21 protein-coding genes, 2 tRNA genes and 1 pseudogene are annotated in these 25,775 nt (G+C 62.5%); 17 read left to right on the forward strand and 7 right to left on the reverse strand.

The window, feature by feature from the left end; genetic code table 11:
- The first annotated feature begins 6 nt into the window (after window positions 1-6).
- The 8 genes from P0M04_RS09985 (at window position 7) to P0M04_RS10020 (ending at window position 8,027) form a co-directional block, all read left to right on the forward strand.
- Complete coding sequence (locus P0M04_RS09985; protein WP_259451954.1) at window positions 7-210, forward strand: SlyX family protein; 204 nt, start codon at window positions 7-9, stop codon at window positions 208-210.
- Between the two features lie 78 nt (window positions 211-288).
- On the forward strand, window positions 289-1,455 hold the full coding sequence (locus tag P0M04_RS09990; RefSeq protein WP_259451955.1) for a GNAT family N-acetyltransferase: 1,167 nt from the start codon (window positions 289-291) through the stop codon (window positions 1,453-1,455).
- Between the two features lie 42 nt (window positions 1,456-1,497).
- Window positions 1,498-1,794 carry a DUF3144 domain-containing protein gene (locus tag P0M04_RS09995; protein WP_259451956.1) on the forward strand — a complete coding sequence of 99 codons (297 nt, stop codon included), beginning with the start codon at window positions 1,498-1,500 and terminating at the stop codon, window positions 1,792-1,794.
- Between the two features lie 119 nt (window positions 1,795-1,913).
- A complete protein-coding gene (locus P0M04_RS10000) occupies window positions 1,914-2,348 on the forward strand; it encodes a hypothetical protein (RefSeq protein WP_259451957.1) in 435 nt (144 codons plus the stop codon).
- Window positions 2,349-2,382: 34 nt separating this feature from the next.
- The gene (locus P0M04_RS10005) at window positions 2,383-2,979 is read left to right on the forward strand and encodes a TMEM175 family protein (RefSeq protein ID WP_259451958.1); all 597 of its coding nucleotides are present in this window, start codon (window positions 2,383-2,385) and stop codon (window positions 2,977-2,979) included.
- A gap of 187 nt (window positions 2,980-3,166) precedes the next feature.
- On the forward strand, window positions 3,167-5,293 hold the full coding sequence (locus P0M04_RS10010) for a M3 family metallopeptidase (protein ID WP_259451959.1): 2,127 nt from the start codon (window positions 3,167-3,169) through the stop codon (window positions 5,291-5,293).
- Between the two features lie 77 nt (window positions 5,294-5,370).
- The gene (locus P0M04_RS10015; RefSeq protein ID WP_036233454.1) at window positions 5,371-5,652 is read left to right on the forward strand and encodes a DUF4404 family protein; all 282 of its coding nucleotides are present in this window, start codon (window positions 5,371-5,373) and stop codon (window positions 5,650-5,652) included.
- 101 nt (window positions 5,653-5,753) lie between these two features.
- Entirely contained in the window at window positions 5,754-8,027 is a 2,274-nt protein-coding gene (locus tag P0M04_RS10020) for a YgiQ family radical SAM protein (RefSeq protein ID WP_259451960.1), read from the forward strand.
- Between the two features lie 33 nt (window positions 8,028-8,060).
- Here P0M04_RS10020 and P0M04_RS10025 read toward each other — a convergent pair whose 3' ends face one another.
- Together P0M04_RS10025 and P0M04_RS10030 are read right to left on the reverse strand one after the other, a co-directional pair.
- On the reverse strand, window positions 8,061-9,197 hold the full coding sequence (locus P0M04_RS10025; RefSeq protein WP_259451961.1) for an AI-2E family transporter: 1,137 nt from the start codon (window positions 9,195-9,197) through the stop codon (window positions 8,061-8,063).
- Window positions 9,194-9,589, reverse strand: coding sequence for a cyclic nucleotide-binding domain-containing protein (locus P0M04_RS10030; protein ID WP_229501883.1), 396 nt, complete (start codon window positions 9,587-9,589; stop codon window positions 9,194-9,196). Before P0M04_RS10030 ends, P0M04_RS10025 begins: the two co-directional genes overlap by 4 nt.
- Before the next feature lie 332 nt (window positions 9,590-9,921).
- On the opposite strand from P0M04_RS10030, the gene P0M04_RS10035 reads away from it, so the two are divergent.
- Window positions 9,922-11,076 (forward strand): GGDEF domain-containing protein, encoded by a 1,155-nt coding sequence (locus P0M04_RS10035; RefSeq protein WP_259451962.1) that lies wholly within the window; start codon window positions 9,922-9,924, stop codon window positions 11,074-11,076.
- A 53-nt stretch (window positions 11,077-11,129) separates the two neighbouring features.
- Here the strand turns inward: P0M04_RS10035 and P0M04_RS10040 are convergent.
- Window positions 11,130-11,206: transfer RNA gene (locus P0M04_RS10040), tRNA-Asp, on the reverse strand.
- Window positions 11,207-11,252: 46 nt separating this feature from the next.
- Window positions 11,253-11,328, reverse strand: a tRNA-Val gene (locus tag P0M04_RS10045).
- 353 nt (window positions 11,329-11,681) lie between these two features.
- Between P0M04_RS10045 and P0M04_RS10050 the strand changes: the two genes are divergently transcribed.
- From P0M04_RS10050 to P0M04_RS10080, 7 genes and pseudogenes are all read left to right on the forward strand, one after another.
- Window positions 11,682-13,904, forward strand: coding sequence for a TonB-dependent receptor (locus tag P0M04_RS10050; protein WP_258853684.1), 2,223 nt, complete (start codon window positions 11,682-11,684; stop codon window positions 13,902-13,904).
- A gap of 250 nt (window positions 13,905-14,154) precedes the next feature.
- Window positions 14,155-14,472 carry a transposase gene (locus P0M04_RS10055; protein ID WP_259452990.1) on the forward strand — a complete coding sequence of 106 codons (318 nt, stop codon included), beginning with the start codon at window positions 14,155-14,157 and terminating at the stop codon, window positions 14,470-14,472.
- 20 nt (window positions 14,473-14,492) lie between these two features.
- Window positions 14,493-15,332 (forward strand): annotated as a pseudogene (locus P0M04_RS10060) (IS3 family transposase); the annotation flags it as partial.
- A 409-nt stretch (window positions 15,333-15,741) separates the two neighbouring features.
- On the forward strand, window positions 15,742-17,577 hold the full coding sequence (locus tag P0M04_RS10065) for a S8 family peptidase (RefSeq protein WP_259452579.1): 1,836 nt from the start codon (window positions 15,742-15,744) through the stop codon (window positions 17,575-17,577).
- A gap of 138 nt (window positions 17,578-17,715) precedes the next feature.
- Window positions 17,716-19,332, forward strand: a complete 1,617-nt coding sequence (locus P0M04_RS10070; RefSeq protein ID WP_259452580.1) for a S8 family peptidase — start codon at window positions 17,716-17,718, stop codon at window positions 19,330-19,332.
- Window positions 19,333-19,450: 118 nt separating this feature from the next.
- Complete coding sequence (gene dinB / locus P0M04_RS10075) at window positions 19,451-20,527, forward strand: DNA polymerase IV (protein ID WP_259452581.1); 1,077 nt, start codon at window positions 19,451-19,453, stop codon at window positions 20,525-20,527.
- An 88-nt stretch (window positions 20,528-20,615) separates the two neighbouring features.
- Window positions 20,616-21,512, forward strand: a complete 897-nt coding sequence (locus P0M04_RS10080) for a recombination-associated protein RdgC (RefSeq protein WP_036233477.1) — start codon at window positions 20,616-20,618, stop codon at window positions 21,510-21,512.
- 36 nt (window positions 21,513-21,548) lie between these two features.
- Here P0M04_RS10080 and P0M04_RS10085 read toward each other — a convergent pair whose 3' ends face one another.
- Both P0M04_RS10085 and P0M04_RS10090 read right to left on the reverse strand, forming a co-directional pair.
- Entirely contained in the window at window positions 21,549-23,171 is a 1,623-nt protein-coding gene (locus P0M04_RS10085) for a catalase (RefSeq protein ID WP_259452582.1), read from the reverse strand.
- 125 nt (window positions 23,172-23,296) lie between these two features.
- Window positions 23,297-23,782: an asparaginase domain-containing protein gene (locus tag P0M04_RS10090; RefSeq protein WP_259452583.1), complete on the reverse strand. Its 486-nt coding sequence runs from the start codon at window positions 23,780-23,782 to the stop codon at window positions 23,297-23,299.
- A gap of 135 nt (window positions 23,783-23,917) precedes the next feature.
- Here P0M04_RS10090 and P0M04_RS10095 point away from each other — a divergent pair, with 135 nt between their 5' ends.
- On the forward strand, window positions 23,918-24,682 hold the full coding sequence (locus tag P0M04_RS10095) for an L-asparaginase (protein WP_259452584.1): 765 nt from the start codon (window positions 23,918-23,920) through the stop codon (window positions 24,680-24,682).
- Here P0M04_RS10095 and P0M04_RS10100 read toward each other — a convergent pair.
- Window positions 24,679-25,659, reverse strand: a complete 981-nt coding sequence (locus P0M04_RS10100) for a D-2-hydroxyacid dehydrogenase family protein (RefSeq protein WP_259452585.1) — start codon at window positions 25,657-25,659, stop codon at window positions 24,679-24,681. The two genes, P0M04_RS10095 and P0M04_RS10100, sit on opposite strands and share 4 nt — an antisense overlap.
- Window positions 25,660-25,775: the final 116 nt, after the last annotated feature.

A 25,775-nucleotide genomic window follows, 5' to 3' on the forward strand; every position in this document is an offset into this window, starting at 1 on the left:
ACCGACGTGAGCGACGAAAACCGTTTTATCAACATCGAAATCAAGCTGGCCGACCAGGAAAACCTCGTCGACACCCTTAACCGCACGATCTACGAACAGGGCCGCCGCATCGACCAGCTGGAAGCCATGGTGGCCAAGCTGGCCGACCATGTGCGCACGCTGCGCGATGCGGGACAGGGACCGCTCAACGAAAGGCCGCCGCATTATTGACAGTCGATATCGATTTTCACAAGTTGTCGCCGCCGGTCCTTGCCTAGTCTGTAACTTTCTTCAGGCAAGGATCGACACATGTTCACGCGTAGCCTCGATACGGGCGCGTTCGCGCTGCCGGCCCCATGGGACGCTCGTCCCCGATCGGTGCGTTGCCCGCACCGGTATGAGTTGAACGTCGCAACGGCTTATTACGACCGTCCGGACATCCTCGACGCATGGCACCGGATGCTGGCCGATGCGGCGGGGCCGGAAACGCTGTTCCAGTCGCCCCGGTTCTTCAGCCACCTGATCGACATGGATCGGGGGCGGGACGCGAACTACGAATTGTTCATCGTCCGCCGCAGCGTCGACTATGCGGTCGTCGGTGTGATCCCCGTGCGCACCCTGCCGTGCCGCATCGCCTTCCAGGCCGGTCCCGTGCCGCTGTTCGGACAGACGCTGCGCGCGTGCCAGATCCTCGGCAGTGTTCCGCTGCTCGATCCGGCGGAAACGGGGCTCGCCCAGTTCGTCATGCAGCAATTACTCAACCGCTATGCGGAGTGCGACGCGCTGTATCTGCAAGCCGTGCCGCAGGAGGACGTGCAGGCGATCGCGGGTGTGCCGGCGTATGTGTTGAACGGCTGGCGCGCGTGCCATACGCAGCCGCTGCCGGACAGCGTCGACACCTATCTGAAAGGCTTCAGCGCCAAGAAGCGTTACAACCTGTCGCGCCAGATCCGCCTGCTGACGGAAGCGGCCGGCCCGTTGCACGTGTTGCGCATCGACCAGCCCGGCCAGGTCGGCGCCATGCTGGAGGCCATGGTCGCCACCGACGCGTCCCGCACCGCCGGACGTGCCGACGAGCAGGCGCGCCTGGAGAGCCTGGCGCGCCATGGCCTGCTGCTGTCCTACGTGATCCGTTGCGGCGAGAACGACGTCGCCGTCGTGTACGGCATGCGGTCGGCGTCCGTCTGGCACGTCTACAAGATCCTGTGCCGGCAGGATTATATGCACCTGTCGGTCGGCACCAGCGCGATCCACCTGGCCGTGCAGGACGTGCTGGCCCGTTTCAAGTTCGACCACATCGACTTCGGCTACGGCACGCCGCACGCGGAGTTCCGCTCGACCCACGTATTGCAGACGCGCGGCCTTGTCCTGCTGCACCGCGCGCGCAGCGTGACGGCCATGCTGCTGAAGGTTCACGGCATGTGCAATGCCATGAACGAGGCGCTGATCCGCCAGGTGAAGCGGTTCCGGAAATGACTGTTATAGTGGCGGCACCTCCACCTCAATCCACAATGACTCATGAGTAACAACGCCCCCAGCCCGGAATTCTTCGACCGCGCCAACGCCCTCATCAACATGGCGAACGACCAGTGCGCGTCGACCCATCCGAGCGAAGTCAGCGCATCGACGCTGTACGCCTCGGCGCGCTTCAACGCCTTCATCGTCGCGGCCACCACCGGCAACGCGGAGACCATGGCTTCGGAAAAGGAGCGGGCGCTGGAGTATTTCACCGAGCAGTTCCGCAAGATGATGGAAGCGAATCTTGATGATTTCATCGAGAACTACGACACGTACATGAAGCGGGCGGAGAAGTAAGCGCCTGCGCTTCGCACAAGGCCGCCGCGTGCGGTCCTTTTTTTGTCCAGAGATATGGCGTTCAAGCGGCGCTCCCGTGTCGGCGGTTATTATTATTCACGTTTCTTTCGACCTAATTCATGAAAAAATTGCTGGCGAAGCACTTCAAGTCTTTGAGATCGATCCTGAGGATTGCTTTACCGTTTGCCCTGCTGGCATGTCTCGTTACGCCATTGTTTGGCTATCTTGTCCACTGGGCTCCCGCAGACGAAGCCCTGTCCCGCTACAAAGACGAAACAGCGCTCTTGGTCGGGGGACGTTACCGGTCCTATATGGCGAGTTCCAACCAGAAGAGGACGACTTCGGTATATCGGGAACGCGTGTATGTTCTTTTTCCGTCAATGCTCCGCGAGCCGAAAACCGTCACGGTCAGCCAGAAGAACGACGAACCTTACAGGGTATCGGAAGAGAAAAACGGTGTCTTTAAACTGCTGGCCATGTATGGTCTTATCCTGTTCGGTACCTGGTGGTTCTGGTTGCGAAAACCGGCCAAGACGGAGCCTTCACAGCATTAGGATGGCCATTCATCAGAAGCGAATAAGGGAATAAATGGGAAAGAACCGGCTCGAAGCCTTCAGCGACGGCGTCATCGCCATCATCATCACCATCATGGTGCTGGAACTCAAAGTCCCGCACGGCGCGGACTTCAGCGTATTGGTTCCGCTCTGGCCCGTCTTCATGAGCTACGTGCTCAGTTTCATCTACGTGGGCATCTACTGGAACAACCACCACCACATGCTGCACGCCGTGAAGGAAGTCAGCGGCGGCGTCCTGTGGGCCAATCTGCACCTGCTGTTCTGGCTGTCGCTGATCCCGTTCGTGACCGCGTGGATGGGCGAGAACCATTTCGAGAACGGGCCAACCGCGGCATACGGCTTTGTCCTGTTCATGTGCTCGATTGCCTATCTGATCCTGGTACAGGTATTGACGGCGAAGCATCCGAAGAACGCGGCGCTGGCCGAGGCGATCGGCAACGATCGCAAGGGCAAGCTGTCCTGCGTTTTGTATCTGGCCGGCGTGGCCTTGTCGTGGTTTGGCGCCTGGCTCGGGTTCCTCGTCTATGCGGCCGTCGCCATCGTGTGGCTGATTCCGGACCGGCGCATCGAAGAAAAAGTGGCGCAGGAAGAACAATCGGAGCGGGGCTGAGCCTTCCCGCAAGGCCTTTTTTTCGGCCGTAAATATGTAACATACGGCAATATCCCTGCTATTCTTAGGGCGCACTTCGCCGCCGGGTTCGTCCCGGCGGTTTCCATTATGGAGTGCACGAGCAAGAAGAGATCGGTCCGTGGCATAAGCATGGACGGATCCGACAACCCTCCGGAGATCCCTAAGAATGAACCGTTCGCACATCCTGGCCGTCGCTGTTACCGCAGCCGTCGCCAACCTGGCCCATGCCGCCCCCGCTTCGCTGCTACCGGCGTCCAACCCGTTCGCCAAGCCGAGCACCCTGCAATACCAGTACCCGGCCTTCGACAAGATCAAGAACGAGGACTTCGCGCCGGCGTTCGAAGAAGGCATGCGCCAGCAGTCGCTGGAAATCGACGCCATCGCCAATAACAAGGCGGCGCCGACCTTCGACAATACGATCGTCGCGATGGAGCGTTCGGGTCTGCTGCTGAACCGCGTCTCGACCACGTTCTACAGCCTGGTCGGTGCCAACACGAATCCCACGCTCGATGCGCTCGACAAGGATCTCGCGCCGAAACTGGCCGCCCACAGCGACAAGATCCGCCTGAACGAAAAACTGTTCAAGCGCATCCAGACGCTGTACGGCAAGCGCGCCAAGCTGCACCTCGATCCGGAATCGGCTTACCTGCTCGAGCGTTATCACACCGATTTCGTGCGTGCCGGCGCCAAACTGTCCGCCGCCGACAAGGAAACGCTGAAAACGTATAACGGCAAGATCGCCGCCCTGCAGACCCAGTTCAGCCAGAACGTGCTGAAGGAAGCGAATGCGTCGGCGCTCGTCGTCGACACGCGCGAAGAACTCGCCGGCATGTCGGACAAGGCCATCGACGCCGCCGCCGCGCTGGCGAAAAAGGATGGTCTCGACGGCAAGTTCAAGGTGCCGGTCGTGAACACGACGCAGCAGGCGCCGCTGTCCGTGCTGACCAACCGCGCGACGCGCGAAAAACTGCTGGCCCTGTCGCTGGCCCGCGGCAGCCACGGTGGCGATTACGACAACCGCCAGATCGTGCTGGACCTCGCCAAGGCACGTGCCGAGCGCGCGAAGCTGCTGGGCTACCCGAACCACGCCGCCTACATGCTGGAAGACCAGACAGCCAAGACGACGGATGCCGTCAACAACCTGCTGGCCGAATTCTCCAGGCCGGCCGTGCGCAACGCGAAGAAGGAAGCGGGCGAGATCCAGAAGGTCATCGATGCCGAAGGCGGCAAATTCCAGGCGACCGCCTACGACTGGAACTATTACACCGACAAGGTGCGCCAGGCACGCTATGCGTTCGACGAAAACCAGCTGCGTCCCTATTTTGAGTTCAACAACGTGCTCGTGAACGGCGTGTTCTTCGCCGCCACCAAGGAATACGGCATCACGTTCAAGGAACGCCACGACCTGCCGGTGTACAACCCGGACGTGCGCGTGTTCGACGTGTTCGATGCCGACGGCAAGCACCTGGCGATCTTCCTGCACGACCCGTACGCCCGCTCGAACAAGCGCGGCGGTGCGTGGATGAATGCCTACGTCGGCCAGAACAAGCTGCTGGGCACGCACCCGGTCATCGCGAACCACCTGAACATCCCGAAGCCGGCGGCCGGCGAGCCGACCCTGCTGACGTACGACGAAGTGCGCACGATGTTCCACGAGTTCGGCCATGCGCTGCACGGCATGTTCTCGAACGTGAAATACCCGCGCTTCTCGGGCACCCGCGTGCCGCGCGACTATGTCGAATTCCCGTCGCAGGTCAACGAGATGTGGATGGCCTGGCCGGAGGTACTCTCCAACTACGCCAAGCATTATCAGACGGGCGCGGCCATGCCGAAGGAACTGCTGGATAAAGTCCAGGCCTCGTCCAAGTTCAACGAAGGTTACCGCACGACCGAGTACCTCGCCGCGTCGATCCTGGACCAGAAATGGCATCAATTGGGCGCCGAACAGATCCCGACCGACGTGCTGGGCTTCGAGGCCACCGCGCTGCACGACGCCGGCGTCGACTTCCCGCTCGTCCCGCCGCGCTACCGCACGACGTACTTCTCGCACGTGTTCTCGGGCGGCTATTCGGCCGGCTACTATGGCTACCTGTGGGCCGAGAAGCTGGATGCCGACACCGTCGAATGGTTCAAGGAACACGGCGGCCTGACGCGCGCGAACGGCGACCGCTTCCGCCAGATGCTGCTGTCGCGCGGCGGCACGATGGACGCGATGGACATGTACCGCAACTTCCGCGGCCGTGATGCGAAGATCGAGCCGCTGCTGGAACGCCGCGGGCTGACGGGCGAGTAATCTCGACGACAAGGGCGGCGCGCCAGGCCGCCCTTATCGGGTGTAGACTTCTCACAACATCATGACGTGAGAAAGCCATGCTGCCCGAAAACGAAAATACCCTGAAAGCGCACCTCAAAACGCTGCACCGCAGCCTCGAGGAAACCGGCGAAGTCGACGACGAACTGGAAATGCTGCTGCGCCAGCTCGACGGCGACATCAAGCACGTGCTCGACAAGCGCGCCCAGGATGCCGACGCAAACACCTACGGCCTGGCCTCGCGCACCCAGGAGCTGACGGCCCGCTTCGCCATCCGCCATCCTCACCTGGAACCCGCCCTGCGTGAGCTCGGCAACATCCTCGCCAGCATGGGCATCTGAGGCGGCAATATCTGCCATGGATGAGACAAGCCATTGAAAATTAAGCCATTTTTCGAGGGGTCCGCAGCTTAAAGAGGCGTTTTCCGGTAAAATGCCGGCCAATGAACTCCCCTGCCAATCTTTTCGCGAACGTCGCCAAGCGTTCCAGCCGCGCCCCCGCGGCCCCGTTCCTGCCCATGTCCCGTGCCGAGATGGACAAGCTGGGCTGGGATTCGTGCGACATCATCCTGATCACGGGCGACGCCTACATCGACCATCCGAGTTTCGGCATGGCCCTCGTCGGCCGCCTGCTGGAAGCGCAGGGGTATCGTGTCGGCATCATCAGCCAGCCGGACTGGACCTCCGTCGAACCGTTCCGCGCGCTGGGCAAGCCGAACCTGTACTGGGGCATCACGGCCGGCAACATGGACTCGATGGTCAACCGCTACACGGCCGACCGCAAGATCCGCTCGGATGACGCCTACACCCCGAACGGCGAGCCGAACAAGCGTCCGGACCGCGCGGTGACCGTGTACTGCCAGCGTGCGCGCGAAGCGTTCCCGGGCGTGCCCGTCATCGCCGGTTCGATCGAAGCATCGCTGCGCCGCATCGCGCACTACGATTACTGGTCGGACAAGGTGCGCCGCTCCGTGCTGTTCGAATCGAAGGCCGACCTCGTCATCTTCGGCAACGCCGAACGCGCGCTCGTCGACGTCACCCGCCGCATCGCGGCAGGCGAGAACATCAAGTCCATCCGCGACCTGCGCGGCACGGCCTTCCTCGTGCCGCACGGCTGGCTGCCTGATGAAGAATGGACCGTGCACAATTCCACCCGCGTGGACGTGCCGGGCCGCATCGACGCGCAGCCGAACCCGTACGCGATGGCGCTGGAAGATCCGAAGCAATGCGCGCTGGACAATGCGCAGCCGGAACCGGAGGTGAAGCCGATCGTCATCATGACGCGCGAGCAGCGCCAGGCGGCCGCGCGCGAGAAGGCGCAGAAGACCGTCGTCCGTCTGCCGAGTTTTGAAACCGTCAGCGAAGATCCGGTGATGTACGCGCACGCATCGCGCGTGTTCCACCTGGAATCGAACCCGGGCAATGCGCGCGCGCTTGTGCAGCAGCACGGCGACCGCGACGTCTGGCTGAACCCGCCGCCGCTGCCGCTCGCGATGGACGAGATGGACGGTGTCTATGATCTGCAGTACGCGCGCGCACCGCACCCGAGCTATGGCAAGGCGCACATCCCGGCCTGGGAAATGATCCGCTACTCCGTGAACATCATGCGCGGCTGCTTCGGCGGTTGCACGTTCTGCTCGATCACGGAGCACGAGGGCCGCATCATCCAGAGCCGTTCGGAACCGTCGATCCTGCGCGAGATCGAACTGATCCGCGACACGACGAAGAATTTTGCCGGCACCATCACGGACCTGGGCGGCCCGACCGCGAACATGTACCGCCTTGCGTGCAAGGACAAGAAGATCGAGGAATCGTGCCGCCGCCTGTCGTGCGTGTACCCGACCATCTGCAGCAACCTGGGCACGGACCACAGCAAGCTGATCTCGCTGTACCGCAAGGCGCGCGCGATCCCGGGCATCAAGAAGATCCTGATCGGCTCGGGCCTGCGCTACGACCTGGCCGTGCGCTCGCCGGAATACGTCAAGGAACTGGTCACGCACCACGTCGGCGGCCTGTTGAAGATCGCGCCGGAGCACACGGAAGAGGGCACGCTCTCCAAGATGATGAAGCCGGGCATCGGTGCCTATGACGAGTTCAAGGCGTTGTTCGACAAGTACTCGAGAGAGGCGGGCAAGAAGCAATACCTGATCCCGTACTTCATCGCCGCCCACCCGGGCTCGACGGACGAGGACATGCTGAACCTGGCCCTCTGGCTCAAAAAGAACAATTTCCACCTCGACCAGGTGCAAACGTTCACGCCGACGCCGATGGCCATGGCGACAACGATGTACCACTCGGGTAAAAATCCGCTGCACAAGGTCACCGAGGATTCGGAAGAGGTCCTCACGGCGAAGAGCGGCAAGACGAGGAAATTGCACAAGGCATTCCTGCGCTACTACGACCCGGAAAACTGGCCGGTCCTGCGCGAGGGCCTGAAGCGCATGGGCCGCGGCGACCTGATCGGCAATGGCGAGCGCCATCTGGTGCCGCCGGCCGGGTCCGAGCAGGAAGTTGCGCCGCAGCGTGGCGAGCGCCGTCCGCCGGTCGCGCCGCGCAGCGAGGCGCCGAAAGGCCGCGTGATCGAGGTAGCGACGCGGCGCAATGGACGCGGCGGTGAACGTCGTGGCGAGCCGGCACCGTTCATGGCGCCGCCGTCGAAGGCGAAGGCGGGGATTTTGTCGACGATCAAATCGAAGCCCAAGGCGGGCCGCAAGTAAGCAGACAGGAACCGGGGCGTGTCCCCGGTTTTTTTATACGCTCAGGTCGGCGCTTGCCTGTTTGTCGCGCAACCTGCGCGCATACCGATGCCTGGCCCTGAGCCGCGGATTAGTCATCAGGCGCCCCATGGTCTCGCCGACGACCATCACGACACCCAGCAGCGGCAACACGAGCATCAGCCCAGCCACGCCGGACAGCGCCCCGCCGATGAAGATCATCAGCACCGTCACCAGCGGATGGATGTGCAGGCTGCGCCCCAAGGTCAGCGGCATGAAGACGAAATCGTCCAGCAGCCGCGCGAGGATGAACACGACGATGGCACCGTACGCGATCAGCGGATTATTCGGCGCATCCGTGGCGGCCACGACCACGACCATCATGCAGCCCACGACCGAGCCGACGAATGGGACCCATGCCAGCAGCGCCGAAATAAAACCCAGCAGCAGCGGCGACGAGACGCCGATCACCCACAGGCCGAAGCCAAGAACGATGGTGTCCAGCACGGTCAGCTTCAATAAGCCCTCGAAGTAGCGGCGCGCCGTCTGGTCGACCTGGTGCAGCAGGAACAACGTGCGTTCGAAATAGGCGTTCGGCACGGCGCGGGCGAGGAATTTTTTGAAGCGCAGGCCGTCGCGCAGAAAGAAGAAGGCGAGGAACGGCGCCAGCAGCAGTGACGGCAGCCAGCCGGCCGCGCCCAGCAGGATGGACGTCAGGTGGCGCTGGGCGAAGTTGTCCGTATAAGCCTTGAAGCGCTTGTTGACGATCGACGTCAAATGCATCTCGGCCAGGATCGGGAACTTCGCTTCCAGCAGCGTCATCGTGTTGCGCACGAAGGCGACGCCGCCGTCCAGGTACAGCGCGCCCGTCTTGTGCCAGCCGTCGGCGTCGCCGGGGGCCGCGGTCCAGGTCATCGCCGCCATCACCAGCAGGATGGTGGCGCCGTAGAACACGATGCACACGAGCGTGGCCGAGACGTTGCGGGTAAAGCCGGCGCGCAGCAGGCGTTGCATCGGGCCCAGCAGGATGTAGTACATGACGGTGCCGAGAATGAAGGGCAGCACCAGCCACAGCATGTGCTCGAGCAGCACCAGCAGCAGACACGTCACGCCGATGATGCCGGTCCAGACGAAGGGGCCGCTGCGCTCGTCGCGGAGGGCGCCGTGGATCACAGTGCCTCCACCTGGGCGTTGCCGTCGAGCCAGCCGCGCAGGCGCTGGCCGATGTGGCGGGCCAGGGCGAGCGAGATCTTGTAGCCGATCACGGCATCCGTTTCCATCAGGGCCAGGAAGTCGTCGCGGAAGAACACGGCCAGCTCGCACGCGTCGAGGGCGCGGACCTGGGCGCTGCGCGGGGAATTGTCCAGCAGGGCCAGGTCGCCGAAGAAACTTCCGGCGCTCAGTTCGCCCACGATCTGGCGGCCCCGGCTGTGGCTGCGGCTGATCTGCACGCGGCCGCTCATCACGAGATACAGCGCCTGACCTTCCTCGCCTTCGTCGAACACGATCTCGTCCGGCAGGTAGCGCCGTTCATGCATGAGGCCGTCGACGAATTTGATTTCCAACGGTTTGAGGGAACGGAACAGCGGCGTGTTCTGCAGCCGAAGCTGGCGGGGGACAGCGTGGACGATTTCAGGAAACCAAAGATCACGAAAGCTCCAGGACGATGCAACCGAGTGGCTGCTTTGTCAATTATGAACGATTCATTTGTGCTTGCGCAGCAACAAATGAATGGATGATTGGACGCGACACAACATCCCATAGCCACCGTGCATATTGCTCAACATTGATGTAAATCGTGCGTGCACATGATTGGAAAACGTGTAATATAATTCCTTTGGGAAATATTTATTACATACATGGCATCATCTCACCACTTCCTGCCAGGAGGAACCGAGTGATCGATATCCAGACCTTCATGTTGGCGCTTGGCGTCGGCAACACGGCGTTTGCCCTCCTGATGGCGGGTTATATGCGCGGTGCGGCAGCCAATCCCGGTTTGCGTACCTGGATGTGGGCGCGTCTGTCGTCCGGTCTGGCACAGATCTGTTGCTGGGTGGCGCCGCATGTCGGATTGCCCATCGCGGAGGAGCTGGCGGCGTTCGGCTGGGTGGGCGGTGTCGCGCTGGAACTGGCGTCGTATTGCGTGTTCTTCGGCTTCCGCAACTGGCGCAGGGTGCTTGCGCCCGCTGCCATCGCGGCATTGATCATCGTCGCGGCCGCGGCGATGGTGCAGGCGTCGCGCGAGCAGATGACGCAGGTGGTGGCCGTGATCGTCGCCCTGTTCGCATCCGGCGCCGCCGCGATCCTGCTGCGGCCGCAGGCCGATGCACCGCTGCTGCAGCGTATCATCGGCATCAACGATGCCTTGTTCGCCATCGCGATCTGGATCTGGATGGGCGTGGCCAATGGCGGCGTGGGCTCGTTCAATGCGAATCCCGTTTATGGCTTCGCGTACCTGGCCAGCTATCTGCTGATGATCGTTAACGGGTTCGGTTTCCTGTTGCTGTGCAAGCTCAAGGACGACCAGCGCATGCAGCGCCTGGCCACGATCGACGGCCTGACCGACATGCTGAACCGCCGCGCCTTCTTCGAGCGTGCCGAAAGTGCCCTGCAGACGGCGGCGCGTCTGCGCAAGCCGATCGCGCTGATGATGCTCGACCTCGATCATTTCAAGCAGCTCAACGACGGCTTCGGCCATGCCTGCGGCGACCAGGCCCTGCGCCTGTTTGCCGATACGGCGCGCGCCACCTTGCGCGAGAACGATGTGATGGGCCGGCTGGGCGGAGAAGAGTTCGCGCTGGCGATGCCGGGCACGTCGCTGGCAGGCGCGCAGTATGCCGCCGAGCGCCTGCGCATTGCCGTCGCCGAGGCGCCGGCACTGGCCTGCGCCGCCACGTATCGCATGACGGTCAGCATCGGCCTCGTGATGATCGATCCGAGCGAGGAATTGACGGCCGCCCTGGCGCGCGCCGACCATGCCTTGTACGCGGCCAAGACCGGTGGCCGCAACCGCGTCGAGATCGGCGCGCCGCTGCTGAGGCGGGCCTAAGCGAAGATAGAAACGAAAAAAGGTCCGACGAATCGGACCTTTTTTCTTGATACTGGCGGAGCGGACGGGGCTCGAACCCGCGACCCCCGGCGTGACAGGCCGGTATTCTAACCAACTGAACTACCGCTCCGTTTAATCTGATCGGTTCTTCACTTCGCAAGATCTCTGAAACTGACTGGTGGGCGCTGAGAGGCTCGAACTCCCGACCTAATCCTTGTAAGGGATCCGCTCTACCAACTGAGCTAAGCGCCCGTTTCAGGGTTTTTCTTGCCGACGTTTGTCATCACGTCCGAAGAGGCCCGAATCATAGCGTATCCCTTCGAAAACCTGCAAGGGTTTTTCAGAAAAAAGTGAACAGGGATGTGAACCGCCACGTTCTCATATACAACAAACTGTTGTATGGATGTGTAAGCCGATTCGTATTCCTTGCATAAGGATATACACATAATCGACAATTGCCGTTTTACAAGCCGGCAAGATTTAGACATCGATAATCAGGTGCGAGTTTGCCGAGGCCCCAGGCCTGCCCCATCAGGGTGCCTCAGGAGAGACCAGCGGAGACAACGCGGCAGTTTTTTTCACTCTTCCCAGCTAGGAAAAACTCAATGATCAAGATGTCCAAGATGCACAAGCGCGTCATCGCCGCGCATGGCGCAATGCTGGCGCTCGCAGCCGTACCCGGCGGCGCGGCCCTGGCCCAGACTGCGCAGGCGACCGAACTGCAGACGGTGACCGTGACCGCACAGCGCCGTACCGAAAACATCAAGGAAGTACCGGTGTCCGTCACCGCCATCAAGGGCGAGAAGCTGGACGTGCTCGTGTCCGGCGGCGCAGACATCCGCCTGCTGGCCGGCAAGACCCCCAGCCTGAACGTTGAGTCCTCGAACGGCCGCACGTTCCCCCGTTTCTACATCCGCGGCTACGGCAACACGGACTTCTCGACCTTCGCGTCGCAGCCGGTGTCGCTGATCTATGATGACATCGTCCAGGAAAACCCGATCCTGAAGGGTTACCCGATCTTCGACCTGGCCGGCGTGGAAGTGCTGCGCGGTCCGCAGGGTACGCTGTTCGGCCGCAACACCCCGGCCGGCGTCGTGAAATTCGAATCCGAGAAGCCGAACCTCAAGAAGACCGAGGGTTACTACAACCTGTCGTACGGCACCCACGGCACGGCCAACGTCGAAGGCGCGATCAACGTGCCGCTGTCGGACAAGTGGGCGATGCGCGTGTCGACCCTGCGCCAGCACCGCGACGACTTCGTCGACAACTACAGCGACGTCGCGAAAACGAACAAGACCGGCGAACTGGACGGCTACAACGAACACGCCGAACGCGTGCAATTCCTGTACAAGCCGGATACTACGTTCAGCGCCCTGTTCAACGTGCACCAGCGCACGACCAACGGCAGCGCCCGCTTGTTCCGCGCGAACCTGATCAAGAAGGGCACGAACGACATCGCCGACGGTTACGACCTCGACAGCATCGTGACGAACGCCCAGAACTTCCAGAGCCTTAAGACGAACGGCGCCAATGCCCGCCTGACGTGGGACCTGGGTCCAGTCATCTTCCACTCGATCACCGGTTACGAGTCGGTCGGCAGCTACTACAGCCGCGGCGACATCGACGGCGGCACGCCGCAAGGTCCGGGCTTCATCCCGTTCCAGTCCGAGACGGGCGGCTTCATCGACGACCTGAAGCAGTACTCGCAGGAATTCCGCGTCGAGTCGAAGAACACGGGCCCGCTGAACTGGCAGGCCGGCGTGTACTACTTCAAGGAAGACGTGACGGGCGGCAGCGACGGCTACAACAGCGCCACCGGTGCCCGCACCTCGCGCCAGGCCAGCGAGCAGAATAACAAAGCCTGGGCCGCATTCGGTTCCGTGACGTACAACATCAACGACGCCCTGTCGGTGCGCGGCGGTATCCGCTACACGGACGACAAGAAGGACTTCCGCACCGTCACCGCGATCGGCTTCACGCCCGTGGGCCCGAACAGCGTCGGCGAAAGCAAGGACAAGATCAGCTGGGACCTGTCGAGCACGTACAAGCTGAATCGTGACGTGAACCTGTACGCGCGCGTCGCGACCGGCTTCCGCGCCCCGAGCATCGCGCCGGCCTCGACCTTCGCACCGGTGGGCATTACCGTCGCCGACGCCGAGACGATCACGTCGTACGAAGGCGGCATCAAGGCTGACCTGTTCGAGCGCCGTGCCCGTGCCGCGTTCTCGCTGTACGACTACGAGATCAAGAACCAGCAGCTGACCGTGGTCGGCGGCAACACCAACGTCACCAAGCTGATCAACGCGAAGAAGACGGCTGGCCGCGGCGCCGAGTTCGACCTCGAGGGTCTGGTGACCCCGGACCTGCGCGTCGGCGCCAGCGCGTCGTACAACTTCACGGAAATCCGCGACCCGAACCTGTCGCTGACGAAGTGCGCTGCGTGCACGATCACCGATCCGCTGAACGCCGCCGGCAACGTCGTCATCAATGGCAATCCGCTGCCGCAGGCACCGAAGTGGATCGTCAACCTGAACGCCCGCTACAGCATGCCGGTCGCCGATGGCGAGTTCTACGTCTACACCGACTGGTCGTACCGTTCGAAGATCAATTTCTTCCTGTACGAAGCGAAAGAGTTCACTGGCAAGCCGCTGACGGAAGGCGGCCTGCGCCTGGGTTACATCTGGGCCGACGGCAAGTATGAAGTGGCCGCCTTCGGCCGCAACATCCTCGACCAGCGCCGCATTTCGGGTGCCATCGACTTCAACAACCTGACGGGCTTCACCAATGAACCGCGCACCTACGGTGTCCAGTTCAAAGGCAATTTCTAAGTTTTACTAAGCCGTCAGACAGAAAGGCCGCGAGCGATCGCGGCCTTTTTTTAATTCGGGGTCAGAGCACATTTCGGATCAATTTTCTTGCGCATCCCGAATCGTTCAAGTCCGCACGCTCCGTCGGCATATCGCTTCAGAGAGGCAGACAGTGCCTCGATGGCGAATTGCTTTAAAGCTCGTGCACCAAAAAGTGCTCTGAGGTGTACCGGGTTTAGTGGACATCCCAAATAGAGGACAATGCGTTCCCATGGATAAGACTAAACCTGCTCCTACCGAGCGCAGAGAGTTCACGAAGGCTTTCAAGCAAGAGGCGGTCACACGCCTGAAGGCAACTGATAACGCGACAGCCTTGGCACTGGAGCTTGGCGTGCGGCGCAACGTGCTCTACAAATGGGCCGAGACGCTTGAGAAAGCTGGCGCCGAGAAGGCGTTCAACGGCCCAGGGCGGCCGTTGGCACAGGACGAGGATGAGTTGACCCGGCTGCGGCGGGAAAATGAGCGGTTGAAGATGGAGAACACCATCCTAAAAAAGGCCGACGCGTACTTTGCGAAACGCAAGCCGTAAGGTACGCCTTTGTTCATGAGCATCGCAAAGAGTTTCCGATTGCGATGATGTGCCGGTTGCTGGAGGTGAGCCGAAGCGGTTGTTATGCCGCACGTGAGCGCGAGCCGAGCATACGCAGCCGCGAAGACGTGGCGCTACGTAGTCGCATCGAAGAACTGCACGCAGAGCAATGGCACGCGCCAGGCGTCATCAAAACATGGCGTTTGCTACTTGCTGAAGGTGTAAATTGCAGTCGTAACCGCGTGGCCAGGATACGTCGGATCGCTGGCATCGAAACCCGCCGCATGGCGCGGTTCAAAAAGATGCGGACGTATCAAAAGACCGAGCCGCCGGCGGAAGACCTGGTCAAACGCCAATTTGCCGTAACGCTGCCCAATCGGGTCTGGGTCGGCGATATGACGCAGATCGCAACAAGGAAGGGACCTTTGCATCTTGCCGCCTTCGTCGACCTGTGCACGCATCGTGTCATCGGATGGGCCACTGCAACGAGCCAGACAGCGAACCTGGCCGTGACAGCGCTGCAAGCTGGTATCGCACAGCGAAAGCCTGTCAACGGGATGATCTGCCATACGGATCAGGGCTCGCAGTTTTCCTCAGCCATGTTTCGCAATCATCTGCGCGACAACCAGATACGCCCAAGCATGAGCCGCAGAGGAAACTGCCACGACAACGCCGTGGCGGAGAGTTTCTTTTCGAACCTGAAGAACGAGCTGACGCACCACACGATCTATGAAGATCAGCAGTCGGCACTAGCCGCCATTACCGCCTACATCGACGTGTATTACAATCAGCAACGACTTCATCAGACGCTCGGCTACCGTACGCCAGCTGAAGTCGAAAAAATGCACGGGTGTACCTGATTTAACCTGTCTACCAAACCGGTGCATCTCACTCTGACCCCGAATTTTGGACCTGAATTTCTTCCTTGGTGACGATTGAGATATCTCAATGTTGAGATGGTGCATATGTGCGCAACGCCTGACAGTCACGAAACATTGTTAATTCATGGGTCCTGCCGAGGCGATACGTTCTTCTGTTGAGTTCACAGTTTTCCGAAGAATCTAGGTTTTAGCGCTACCAATAGGCGAAAGTGTTGTATAGACATCGAATCCAATTGTGAAATTTCTACACGGTTATTTCTTTCGCGCTAATCTGGCATCCCCGCTTTTCAGACGGGAAATCGACGCTTAAAAAGCGTCGAGACAACTAGATCTCAGGCAATCACGCCTGCGGAAAATCAACTTTTGTGTTTTTCTAAAAGGAATAAACATGAAGTCTCAGCAATCGAAGTATCCGGCAGTGTTGAAACTGTGCGCCGCGGCCGTCCTCGGTCTCGTCGCTGGCGTTGCGGGCGCGGGGGTGCCCGCGGACGGGCCGGCCACACACGCCGCGCAGCGTGTGGCCGTCTCGGACCAGACCGACCGCCTCATCGTCAAGTACAAGGACGAGAGCGCGCCCGTCGCCTCCAAAGGCGGACAGGTGTCGGTCGCACGTGCAATGCCGCTGGCGGCTGCGCGCAAGGCCCTGGTCGACCGCGCCGGCCAGCAGTTCGGCATGCTGGTGAAGGAATCGCATTCGATCGCCACCGGCGCCCGCATCTTCAAGCTGGACCGCAAGGTGTCGCTGGCCGACGCCGCCAGGCTGGCGGCCGAGCTGAAGGCGCGCGATGCTTCCGTCGAGTACGCCGAGCCGGACCGCATGATGCATCCGCTGTTCACGCCGAATGACTCGATGTACAGCCAGCAGTGGGATTTCTTCGAAGCGACCGGCGGCCTGAACGCCCCGGCCGCCTGGGACAAGTCGATCGGCACCGGCATCCGCGTGGCTGTGATCGACACCGGCTACCGTCCGCACGCCGACCTGTCGGGCCAGATCCTGGCCGGCTATGACTTCATTTCCGATACCGCCATCGCGAACGACGGCAACGGCCGCGACAGCGACGCCAGCGACCCGGGCGACTGGACCACGGCAGGCGAGTGCGGGGCCGGCGAACCGGCGTCGAACTCGAGCTGGCACGGCACCCACGTGGCCGGCACCATCGCCGCGGCGACGAACAACAGCACCGGCGTCGCCGGCGTCGCGTACGGCGCCAAGGTCGTGCCCGTGCGCGTGCTCGGCAAGTGCGGCGGCTACACGTCCGACATCGCCGACGGCATCATCTGGGCATCGGGCGGCACCGTGTCCGGCGTGCCTGCCATCGCGGCGCGCGCTCAGGTGATCAACATGTCGCTGGGCGGCGGCGGCGCCTGCGACACGACGACGCAGAACGCGATCAACAGCGCCCGTTCGCGCGGCACCGTGGTCGTCGTGGCGGCCGGTAACGAGTCCCAGAACGCGAGCAACAGCAACCCGGCCAACTGCGCGGGCGTGATCACGGTGGCGGCGACGAACCGCTCCGGCGGCCGTGCCTCCTACTCGAACTACGGCACCGTGGTCGACGTCGCGGCACCGGGCGGCGACAGCGGCGCGGCCATTCTGTCCACCTTGAACGCCGGCACCACCTCGCCGGGCGCCGACAGCTATGCGGGCTACATGGGCACGTCGATGGCGACGCCGCACGTGGCCGGTGTCGTCGCGCTGATGCTGGCCAAGAACCCGAACCTGACGCCGGACGAGGTCGAGTCGCGCCTGAAGTCGAGCACGCGTCCGTTCCCGGCCAGCTGCTCGGGCTGCGGCACCGGTATCGTGGACGCCTCGGCCGCGGTGGATGCGGCGGCCGGCACGGGTGGCGGTACGGGCACGACGATCTCGGAAACGGAGTCGAACAACACGATCAGCACGGCCAACGGCGTGACGACGTCCGGCACGACGGTCAATGCCGCGATGGGCAGCTCGACGGACACGGATTATTTCTCTGTCCAGCTGCCGGCCGGTAAAACCCTGAGCGCGACGATGACGCCGAACTCGAGCTCGGACTACGACCTGTACATCTATAACAGCGCAGGCACCTTGCTGGCACGTAGCGAGAACGGCACGGGCAGCGCGGATACCGCCACGTCGTCCAACACGGGCTCGTCCACGGTGACCCGTTATGTGCGCGTCGTGTATTACAGCGGCGGCACCGGTTCGACCAGCGGCAAGTACACGCTCAAGCTGACCTGGTAATGCGTTATAACAGGGCTAATAACCGTTAAAATTCAATTACTTAACGAAATTTTCCTGTTGTAAAAACCCCGAAGAACGGCCCCATGCGGGCCGTTTTTCGTTACGCTGCACAGTTCGGTTCTCTGAAAAGGATGCAGCATGACGCAGCGCCACAAGATCTCTTCTCTGTTGAAAATCTGTGCAGCGGCCCTCGTTGCCGCCGGTATCGCCGGCCAGGCCACGGCGCAGACCAATCCCTCCGTCGTCCAGACCGACCGCATCATCGTCAAGTACAAGGGCGACAGCGACACGTCGAAGACCGGCGTGGCTGCACGCGGCATCGACCGCGCGCGCCAGGCCCTGATCGACCGCGCCGGCCAGACCTACGGCGCCACGATGCGCGCGCTGCGCGCGACGGCGAACGGCGCGAACGTCCTGCAACTCAACCGCACGATGTCGCTCGACGAGGCGCGCCAGCTGGCCGCCGAACTGAAGTCGCGCGACGCCAACGTCGAGTACGCCGAGCCGGACCGCATCATGGTTCCGCTGGCGACCCCGACCGACCCCAGCTATACCCAGCAGTGGGACCTGTACGAAGCCACCGGCGGCATCAACGCGCCCGCCGCCTGGGACAAGTCGACCGGCGCCGGCATCAACGTGGCCGTGATCGACACCGGCTACCGTCCGCACGCGGACCTGTCGGGCCAGATCCTGCAGGGCTATGACTTCATCTCCACGACCACGATCGCCAACGACGGCAGCGGCCGCGACACGGACGCCAGCGATCCGGGCGACTGGGCCCCGGCCGGCAGCTGCGGCACGGGCATCCCGGCCGCGGACAAGGCCTCGAGCTGGCACGGCACCCACGTGGCCGGCACGATCGCCGCGAAGACCAACAATGGCCTCGGCGTCGCGGGCATCGCGTACAACGCGAAGATCGTCCCGGCGCGCGTGCTGGGCCGTTGCGGCGGCTACACGTCGGACATCGCCGACGCCATGGTCTGGGCCTCGGGCGGCACCGTGACCGGCGTGCCGGCCAATGCGAACAAGGCACGCGTGTTGAACCTGTCGCTGGGCGGCACCGGTGCCTGCGACACGACGACGCAGAACGCGATCAACAGCGCCCGTTCGCGCGGCGCCGTGGTCGTCGTTGCGGCCGGCAACTCGAACACGAATGCGATCAATTCGAACCCGGCCAACTGCTCGGGCGTCATCACCGTCGCCGCGACGAACCGTGCGGGCGGCAAGGCCTCGTATTCGAACTACGGTACCAATGTGACGATCTCGGCACCGGGCGGCGACAACGGCGCCGGCATCCTGTCGACCCTGAACTCGGGCACGACCACGCCGGCATCGGACAACTACGCGTACTACATGGGCACGTCGATGGCGACGCCGCACGTGGCCGGTGTCGTCGCGCTGATGCTGTCGGCAAATCCGAACCTGACGCCGGATGATGTGGCCGCCAAGCTGAAGTCGACGGCGCGCGCCTTCCCGGCCGCGTGCTCGGGCTGCGGCGCCGGCATCATCAACGCGGCCGCCGCCGTGAACGCGGCGCTGGGCTCGACGACCACGACGACGACCCCGACCTGGACTTATTGCGCCGCCGAAAACGGCACCTGCTCGTTCACCGGCACCCGCGACGTGCGCTACGGCACCGCCACGAGCTTCGTGACGAAGACCTTCACCGGCTCGGTGAAATGCTCGAACGCGGTGTTCGGCGACCCGGCCCACGGCGTCGTCAAGTCGTGCAGCTATTCCAGCGCCACCAAGTAATTGCTCTCAACCCGCCGCCGCATCCCCCGCGGCGGCGGCGTTCCCCCTTGCACTATTCCTAATTCCCAGCGATACTGTATGCAATTACAGTAGTCGCTCGGCGCGGGCGACCGCCACCGTGAACGCCCCCGTCCGCAAGATCATCCACTGCGATTGCGATTGTTTTTACGCATCCGTCGAGATGCGCGACGACCCGTCCCTGCGCGGGCGGCCGCTGGCCGTCGGTGGGCGGGCCGAGCAGCGCGGCGTGATTGCCACCTGCAACTACGAGGCACGCCGCTACGGCATCCATTCGGCGATGGCGACGGCGCAGGCGGTGAAGTTGTGCCCGGACCTGATCCTCATTCCACCGAACATGGAAAAGTACCGGGTCGCGTCGCGCCAGATCATGGACATCTACCGCGACTACACGGACCTCGTGGAGCCGCTGTCGCTGGACGAGGCCTATCTCGACGTGACGAACTCGCCGCACTGCAAGGGCAGCGCGACCCTGATCGCCCAGGAAATCCGGCGCCGCATTCATGAAACCGTCGGCATCACCGCGTCGGCCGGCGTGGCGCCGAACAAGTTCGTGGCCAAGATCGCCAGCGACTGGAACAAGCCGGACGGGCTGTTCCTCGTGCGCCCGGATGAAGTGGATGCGTTCGTTGCCGTCTTACCGGTCAAGAAATTGTTCGGGGTAGGGAAGGTGACGGCCGCGAAACTGCATCGCCTCGGCGCGCAGACGTGCGGCGACCTGCGCGACTGGAACATGGACAAGCTGCAGCAGCACTTCGGCTCGTTCGGCGCGCGGCTGTACGACCTGTGCCGCGGCATCGACGACCGCGACGTGAATCCGGTGCGCGAGCGCAAGTCGATCAGCACGGAGGAGACGTACACGCCGGACGTCCCCGACCTGGAAGGCTGCCTCGCGCTGCTGCCCGACCTGTACGAGCATCTGCTCGGCCGGATCAAGCGCAACAATGCCGAAAAATTCATCAATAAATTGTTCGTAAAGATCAAGTTTGCCGACTTCCAGCGCACGACCGTCGAGTGTGTCGGCTACGCGCCGAACATGACGACGTTCCGTCACCTGATGGAGACAGGATGGCTGCGGGCGAGCCGTCCCGTGCGGCTGCTGGGCGTCGGCGTGCGCCTCAGCGACACGGAAACCGTCGAGCAACTGAGCTTGTTTGACGAACGTGCAACACATTAAAAAACCGATCCAACGACGTGAATCTTGCCGCTGGTCAGCGTGTAGAATGTCGTTCCTTTGAAATACTGAGATAACCGAAAGCAACGTTATGTGGTTCAAGAATCTTCAGATCTACCGCCTGCCCGCACCGTGGAATTTCTCCCCTGAACAGATGGAAGAGGCCCTGCAGTCGCAGGCGTTCACGCCCGCCAGCAGCAACGAATTGCTGCGCCAGGGCTGGGATTCGCCACGCGGCAACGGCAAACTCGTTCACGTCGTCAACAAGCAGATGCTGATGATGCTGGGCACGGAAAAGAAATTGCTGCCGAGCTCGGTCATCAACCAGGTGGCCAAGGCCAAGGCCGCCGAGCTGGAAGAGCAGCAGGGCTTCCCGCCGGGTAAAAAGGCGATGAAAGAACTCAAGGAACGCGTGGCCGACGAGCTGCTGCCGCGCGCGTTCTCCATCCGCGGCAACGTGTGGACGTGGATCGACCCGGTCAACGGCTGGCTCGTCGTCGACGCCGCCAGCCCGAGCAAGGCCGACGACGTCATCAAGCTGCTGCTGAAGGCCGTGGACAAGCTGCCGCTGGAATCGCTGCGCGTGCAAAAGTCGCCGGTTGCCGTGATGACGGGCTGGCTGGAATCGGACGAGGCGCCGTACAACTTCACGATCGACCAGGACACGGAACTGCGCGCCACCGGCGAGAGCAAGGCCGCCGTGCGCTACGTGAAGCACTCGCTGGACCCGGAAGACATCCGCCGCCACATCGCCAACGGCAAGCAGTGCACGCGCCTGGCCATGACGTGGAACAGCCGCATCTCGTTCGTGCTGACCGAGCAGCTGGCCGTCAAGGGCATCAAGCCGCTGGACGTGATCAAGGAAAACGAAACCATCACCTACAGCGATGACGAGCGTTTTGATAACGACATCATGCTGATGACCGGCGAACTGGCCAAGATGCTGACCGACCTGGTCGAGGCGCTGGGCGGCGAAGCCAAGGCGTAAGCAAAAACGGCCCGGACGTTCATCCGGGCCCCTGTTTTATTTTGCCGACGCCACTTCCTCCGTGGTCGCCGGTTCCTTCTTGCCGCCGCCGCTTTCCGGCTGGCCGCTCGTGTAGGTCGAGCCCGGGCGATTCTCGCCCGGCGCCGGCTTGCCCGGCAGCGGTTGCAGCGCCTTCGCCTTTTCCAGGTCGATGCCGGCAACCTCGGCCACGCGGCGGCCGTAATCCTCGTCGCAATGCCACAGGTGCCACACCATGCGGAGCTGGATCACTTCCGGACATTTCTTGAGGTCGTTGCCGACGTTGTTGACGAGGTCGTCGCGCTCCCAGTCCTGGAACGTGCGGTAGCGGTCGCCGGCCTGCTTGTAGTCGTCGGCCGTGCGGCTCGTCTGGTAGCGGCCCAGGTGGCCCTCGACGTGCTGGTGGTAATCCTTCTCCGGCTGCGGCGCTTCGCCCAGGCCACCCAGCAGACTCGGTTCGTAGTTGATGTGCTTGTCCTCGCCGCCGGTGTCTACATAAAAGGTCATCTGGCCGTCGCGCTGGTTGGTCTTTGCCTGCGCCTTTTCTTGCGGGGCATTGATCGGTAGCTGAAGATAGTTCGGACCGACGCGGTAGCGCTGCGTGTCCGAGTACGACAGGGTGCGGCCCTGCAGCATCTTGTCGTCCGAAAAGTCGATGCCGTCCACGAGCACGCCTGTGCCGAAGGCCGATTGCTCGGTTTCAGCGAAGACATTGTCCGGGTTCTTGTTGAGCACCATGCGGCCGACGGGCAGCAGCGGGAAGCGGTCTTCCGGCCACCGTTTCGTGTCGTCCAGCGGGTCGAATTCCAGCTCCGGATGCTCGCCGTCGCTCATGATCTGCACGCAGAATTCCCACTCAGGAAAGTCGCCGCGCTCGATCGCGTCGTACAGGTCGCGCGTGGCGTGGCTCGTGTCGTGTGCCTGGATTTCCGCGGCCTGCTGGCTCGTCAGGTTGCGCACGCCCTGTTTCGGCTGCCAGTGGAATTTGACGAGGTGGGCAATGCCCTGGTCGTTCACGAGTTTATACGTGTTGACGCCCGAGCCTTCCATCTCGCGGTAATTGGCGGGAATGCCCCATGGGCTCTTGACCCACGTAACCATGTGCAGCGCTTCCGGGTGGCTGCAGATGAAATCGTAGAAGCGCCACGGCTCCTGCTGGTTCGTGACGGGATCGGGTTTGAAGGCGTGGATCATGTCCGGGAACTTGATCGCATCGCGGATGAAGAAGACTTTCAGGTTGTTGCCGACGAGGTCCCAGTTGCCTTCGACGGTCTTCAGCTTGACGGCGAAGCCGCGCGGATCGCGTGCCGTCTCCGGCGATTCCTTGCCGCCGATCACGGTCGAGAAGCGCAGGAACACGGGCGTCTGCACGCCGGTCTCGTTGAGGACGCGCGCGCGGGTGTACTTGCTGGCGGGCTCGTCGCCGATCTTGCCGTAGGCTTCGAAATAACCGTGCGCGCCCGTGCCGCGCGCATGCACCACGCGCTCGGGGATCCGTTCGCGGTCGAAGTGGGTGATCTTTTCGATGAACTGGTAGTTCTCGAGGGTGGCCGGACCGCGTTCGCCGACGGAACGCATGGCCTGGTTGTCGCGGACGGGATGGCCCTGGCGCGTGGTCAGGGTAGGGCGCTGCTCGCTCATCGCTTTAGCTCCTCAGGTTCGTGGAAAACCGATTATAGGAATTGACGAAATCGCGCAGCGCCCGGCACACCGGGGTCAGAGCCCGATTTTAAGCAATTGCCCAAATCGGGGCTCTGACCCCGGTTTCACAGCGCCTGGAACACGCCCGCTGCGCGGTTCTTCGTGACGTTATCCCAGGTAAAGACTTTGCCGTTCATCGCCACGTAGACGCCCGGTGGCAGCATCTGCGCGGCGGCGCAGGCGAAGCCGAAGTTGAACAGGGCGTCCGAGTTGGCGATTTCGTACGGGATCATGGCGCCCGTGAACACGATGGTCTTGTCCGACGTTGCCGCGCCCAGCACCTCGGCCGTTTCGCGCATCGTATCGGTGCCGTGCACGATCACGATCTGCTTCTCGGTCGCAGCCTGGCAGGCGGCCAGCACATTCTGGCGGTCGGTGTCCTGCATCTCCAGCGAATCGAGCATGGACACGACCTGCAGCTCGACGGGAATGGTCATGCGGGAACGCGCGATGACCTCCGGCAAGTGGCTTTCGGCAAAGCCCAGAACGCCATTGAGTTCGTTGTAGTGTTTGTCGAAAGTGCCGCCGGTGGCGATGATCCGCAAAGTCATGATGATTTGAAAACTCGGTAAAAAAAGGTGGGTAATGATAGCCGCAAACCGTAGTGTATCCGTATGTGTCTGCGCTAGAATCGTCCGGATCGGATGAGTATCCTTTCTCCTTTTTGGGCCGAGCCCGCCTTCCCAATGAAACCCGTCGCACCTGGAACCGTCATCTTCCATCGCCACCGCGGCTATGGTGTCATCACCCACGTCAACCTGCTGACAGGCTGGATTTCCGCACGCTTCGGCAACGAGTCGCGCACGCTCGACCTGAACCTGTCGACCGACGAGGTGCAGCATGCCGACGGCGAAGCGATCCTGTTCCGCCGCTCGCCGCCGGACCGCATGCCGCATGCGCGCCTGATGGCGATGGTGCGCGAGCTGCACAAGGCCGGCTACGAAAAGCTGTACCTGTATGCCTGGCCGAAGCCGTCCGGCCTGCACTGGCGCTGGCAATTGTTTACGGGTAAGCGGGACTGGATGCAACGGCCTTGGCGCGAAGGCTGGTATGGGTCGGGCGCCGACTACAACAATAACCCCGTGATGGGATGGGGGGATGCGCCGGGTGCCACCACGGACGAGCTGATTCATGCACTGGCCAAGTTCGACCCGGAAGGCCTCGCGCGCGCACTCGGGCGCGATGAGGACCACACCGCGTGGTTCGCGAACGTGTGCGATGCGCTGCTGCCGGGCTACATGTATTCCTTCGACATGGCCCCGATGCAAAAGAACGCGAACGGCGGCCTCATCGAGATGCCGCCCGTGCCTATCGTGCCCGTGCGTGCCGGGTTGCCCGCGTACGCCGGGCCCGTGATCGAGTGGCCGCCGGGCTGGGCCGGCTTGTGGACGCGCCGGCATGAGATGCCGATGCCCAAGCCCAACTTCACGGGCGAGCCCGAGCTTCGTTAATTCGCGGGATTCAGGATATTGGTCGGCGTTCCGTTCGCGAAATTCACGACATTCTCGAACGCCGCCCGGAAATACAGCTCATAACTGTCGCGCTCCACGTAGCCGATGTGCGGCGTCGCCAGCACGGTCGGAATTTTCAGGATATCCGCATCGCCCGCCAGCGGCTCGCTGGTGAACACGTCCAGCGCCGCATACCCCGGCCGTCCCTTGCGCAGCGCGGCTTCCAGCGCACCTTCCTCGACCAGTTCCGCCCGGCTCGTGTTCACGAACAACGCGTCACGCTTCATGCGCGCCAGGTCGTCCGCCTTGACGATGCCGCGCGTCGCATCGTTCAGCCGCAGGTGCACACTGACCACGTCGGCCTGCGCGAAGAATGCTTCGCGCGTGGGTGCGGCCGATAAGCCGTCGGCAACCGCGGCGGCCCGGCTTTTATCGCTCCCCCACACCATCACCTGCATGCCGAACGCCTGCGCATACCCCGCGATCAGGTGTCCGATCTTGCCGTAACCCCAGATCCCCAGCGTACGACCCTTCAGCACGCGGCCCAGGCCGTTGAGTTCCGGATTGATCGACGCCGTTTGCCACAGCCCGTCCTTCAGGTTGTTGGCATAGGGCACGATCTTGCGGCTGGCGGCCATGATCAGCGCCCACGTCAGTTCGGCGGGCGCGACGGGCGAACCGACGCCTTCCGCGATCGCGATGCCGTGCTCGGTCGCGGCCGCCACGTCGATGTGCCCGGCGACCTTGCCCGTCTGTGACAACAGTTTCAAATTGGGCAGCTTGGCCAGCAGCGCGCGCGGAAACGCGGTGCGCTCGCGGATCAGCACGAGGGCGTCGAAGGGCGCCAGGCGGATCGCCAGCTGGCCCAGGCCGCGGGTCGAACTGTTGAACACTTTAACCTCGTGCCCGTCCAACATGCGGAAGCATTCAAGGGTACGGACGGCGTCTTGGTAATCGTCAAGGATCGCAATTTTCATGGATGTTAGCGGATGTTATCAGCAAGAAAGTAATGAAATGACAGAATTTGAACGATGGGAAATAGCCTACTACATCACTCAACCAAAATTCCTACATTTTTGTTATTGAAGCATTT

Origin of the sequence: Telluria mixta (assembly GCF_029223865.1) — a bacterium.
Lineage (GTDB): Bacteria > Pseudomonadota > Gammaproteobacteria > Burkholderiales > Burkholderiaceae_D > Telluria > Telluria mixta.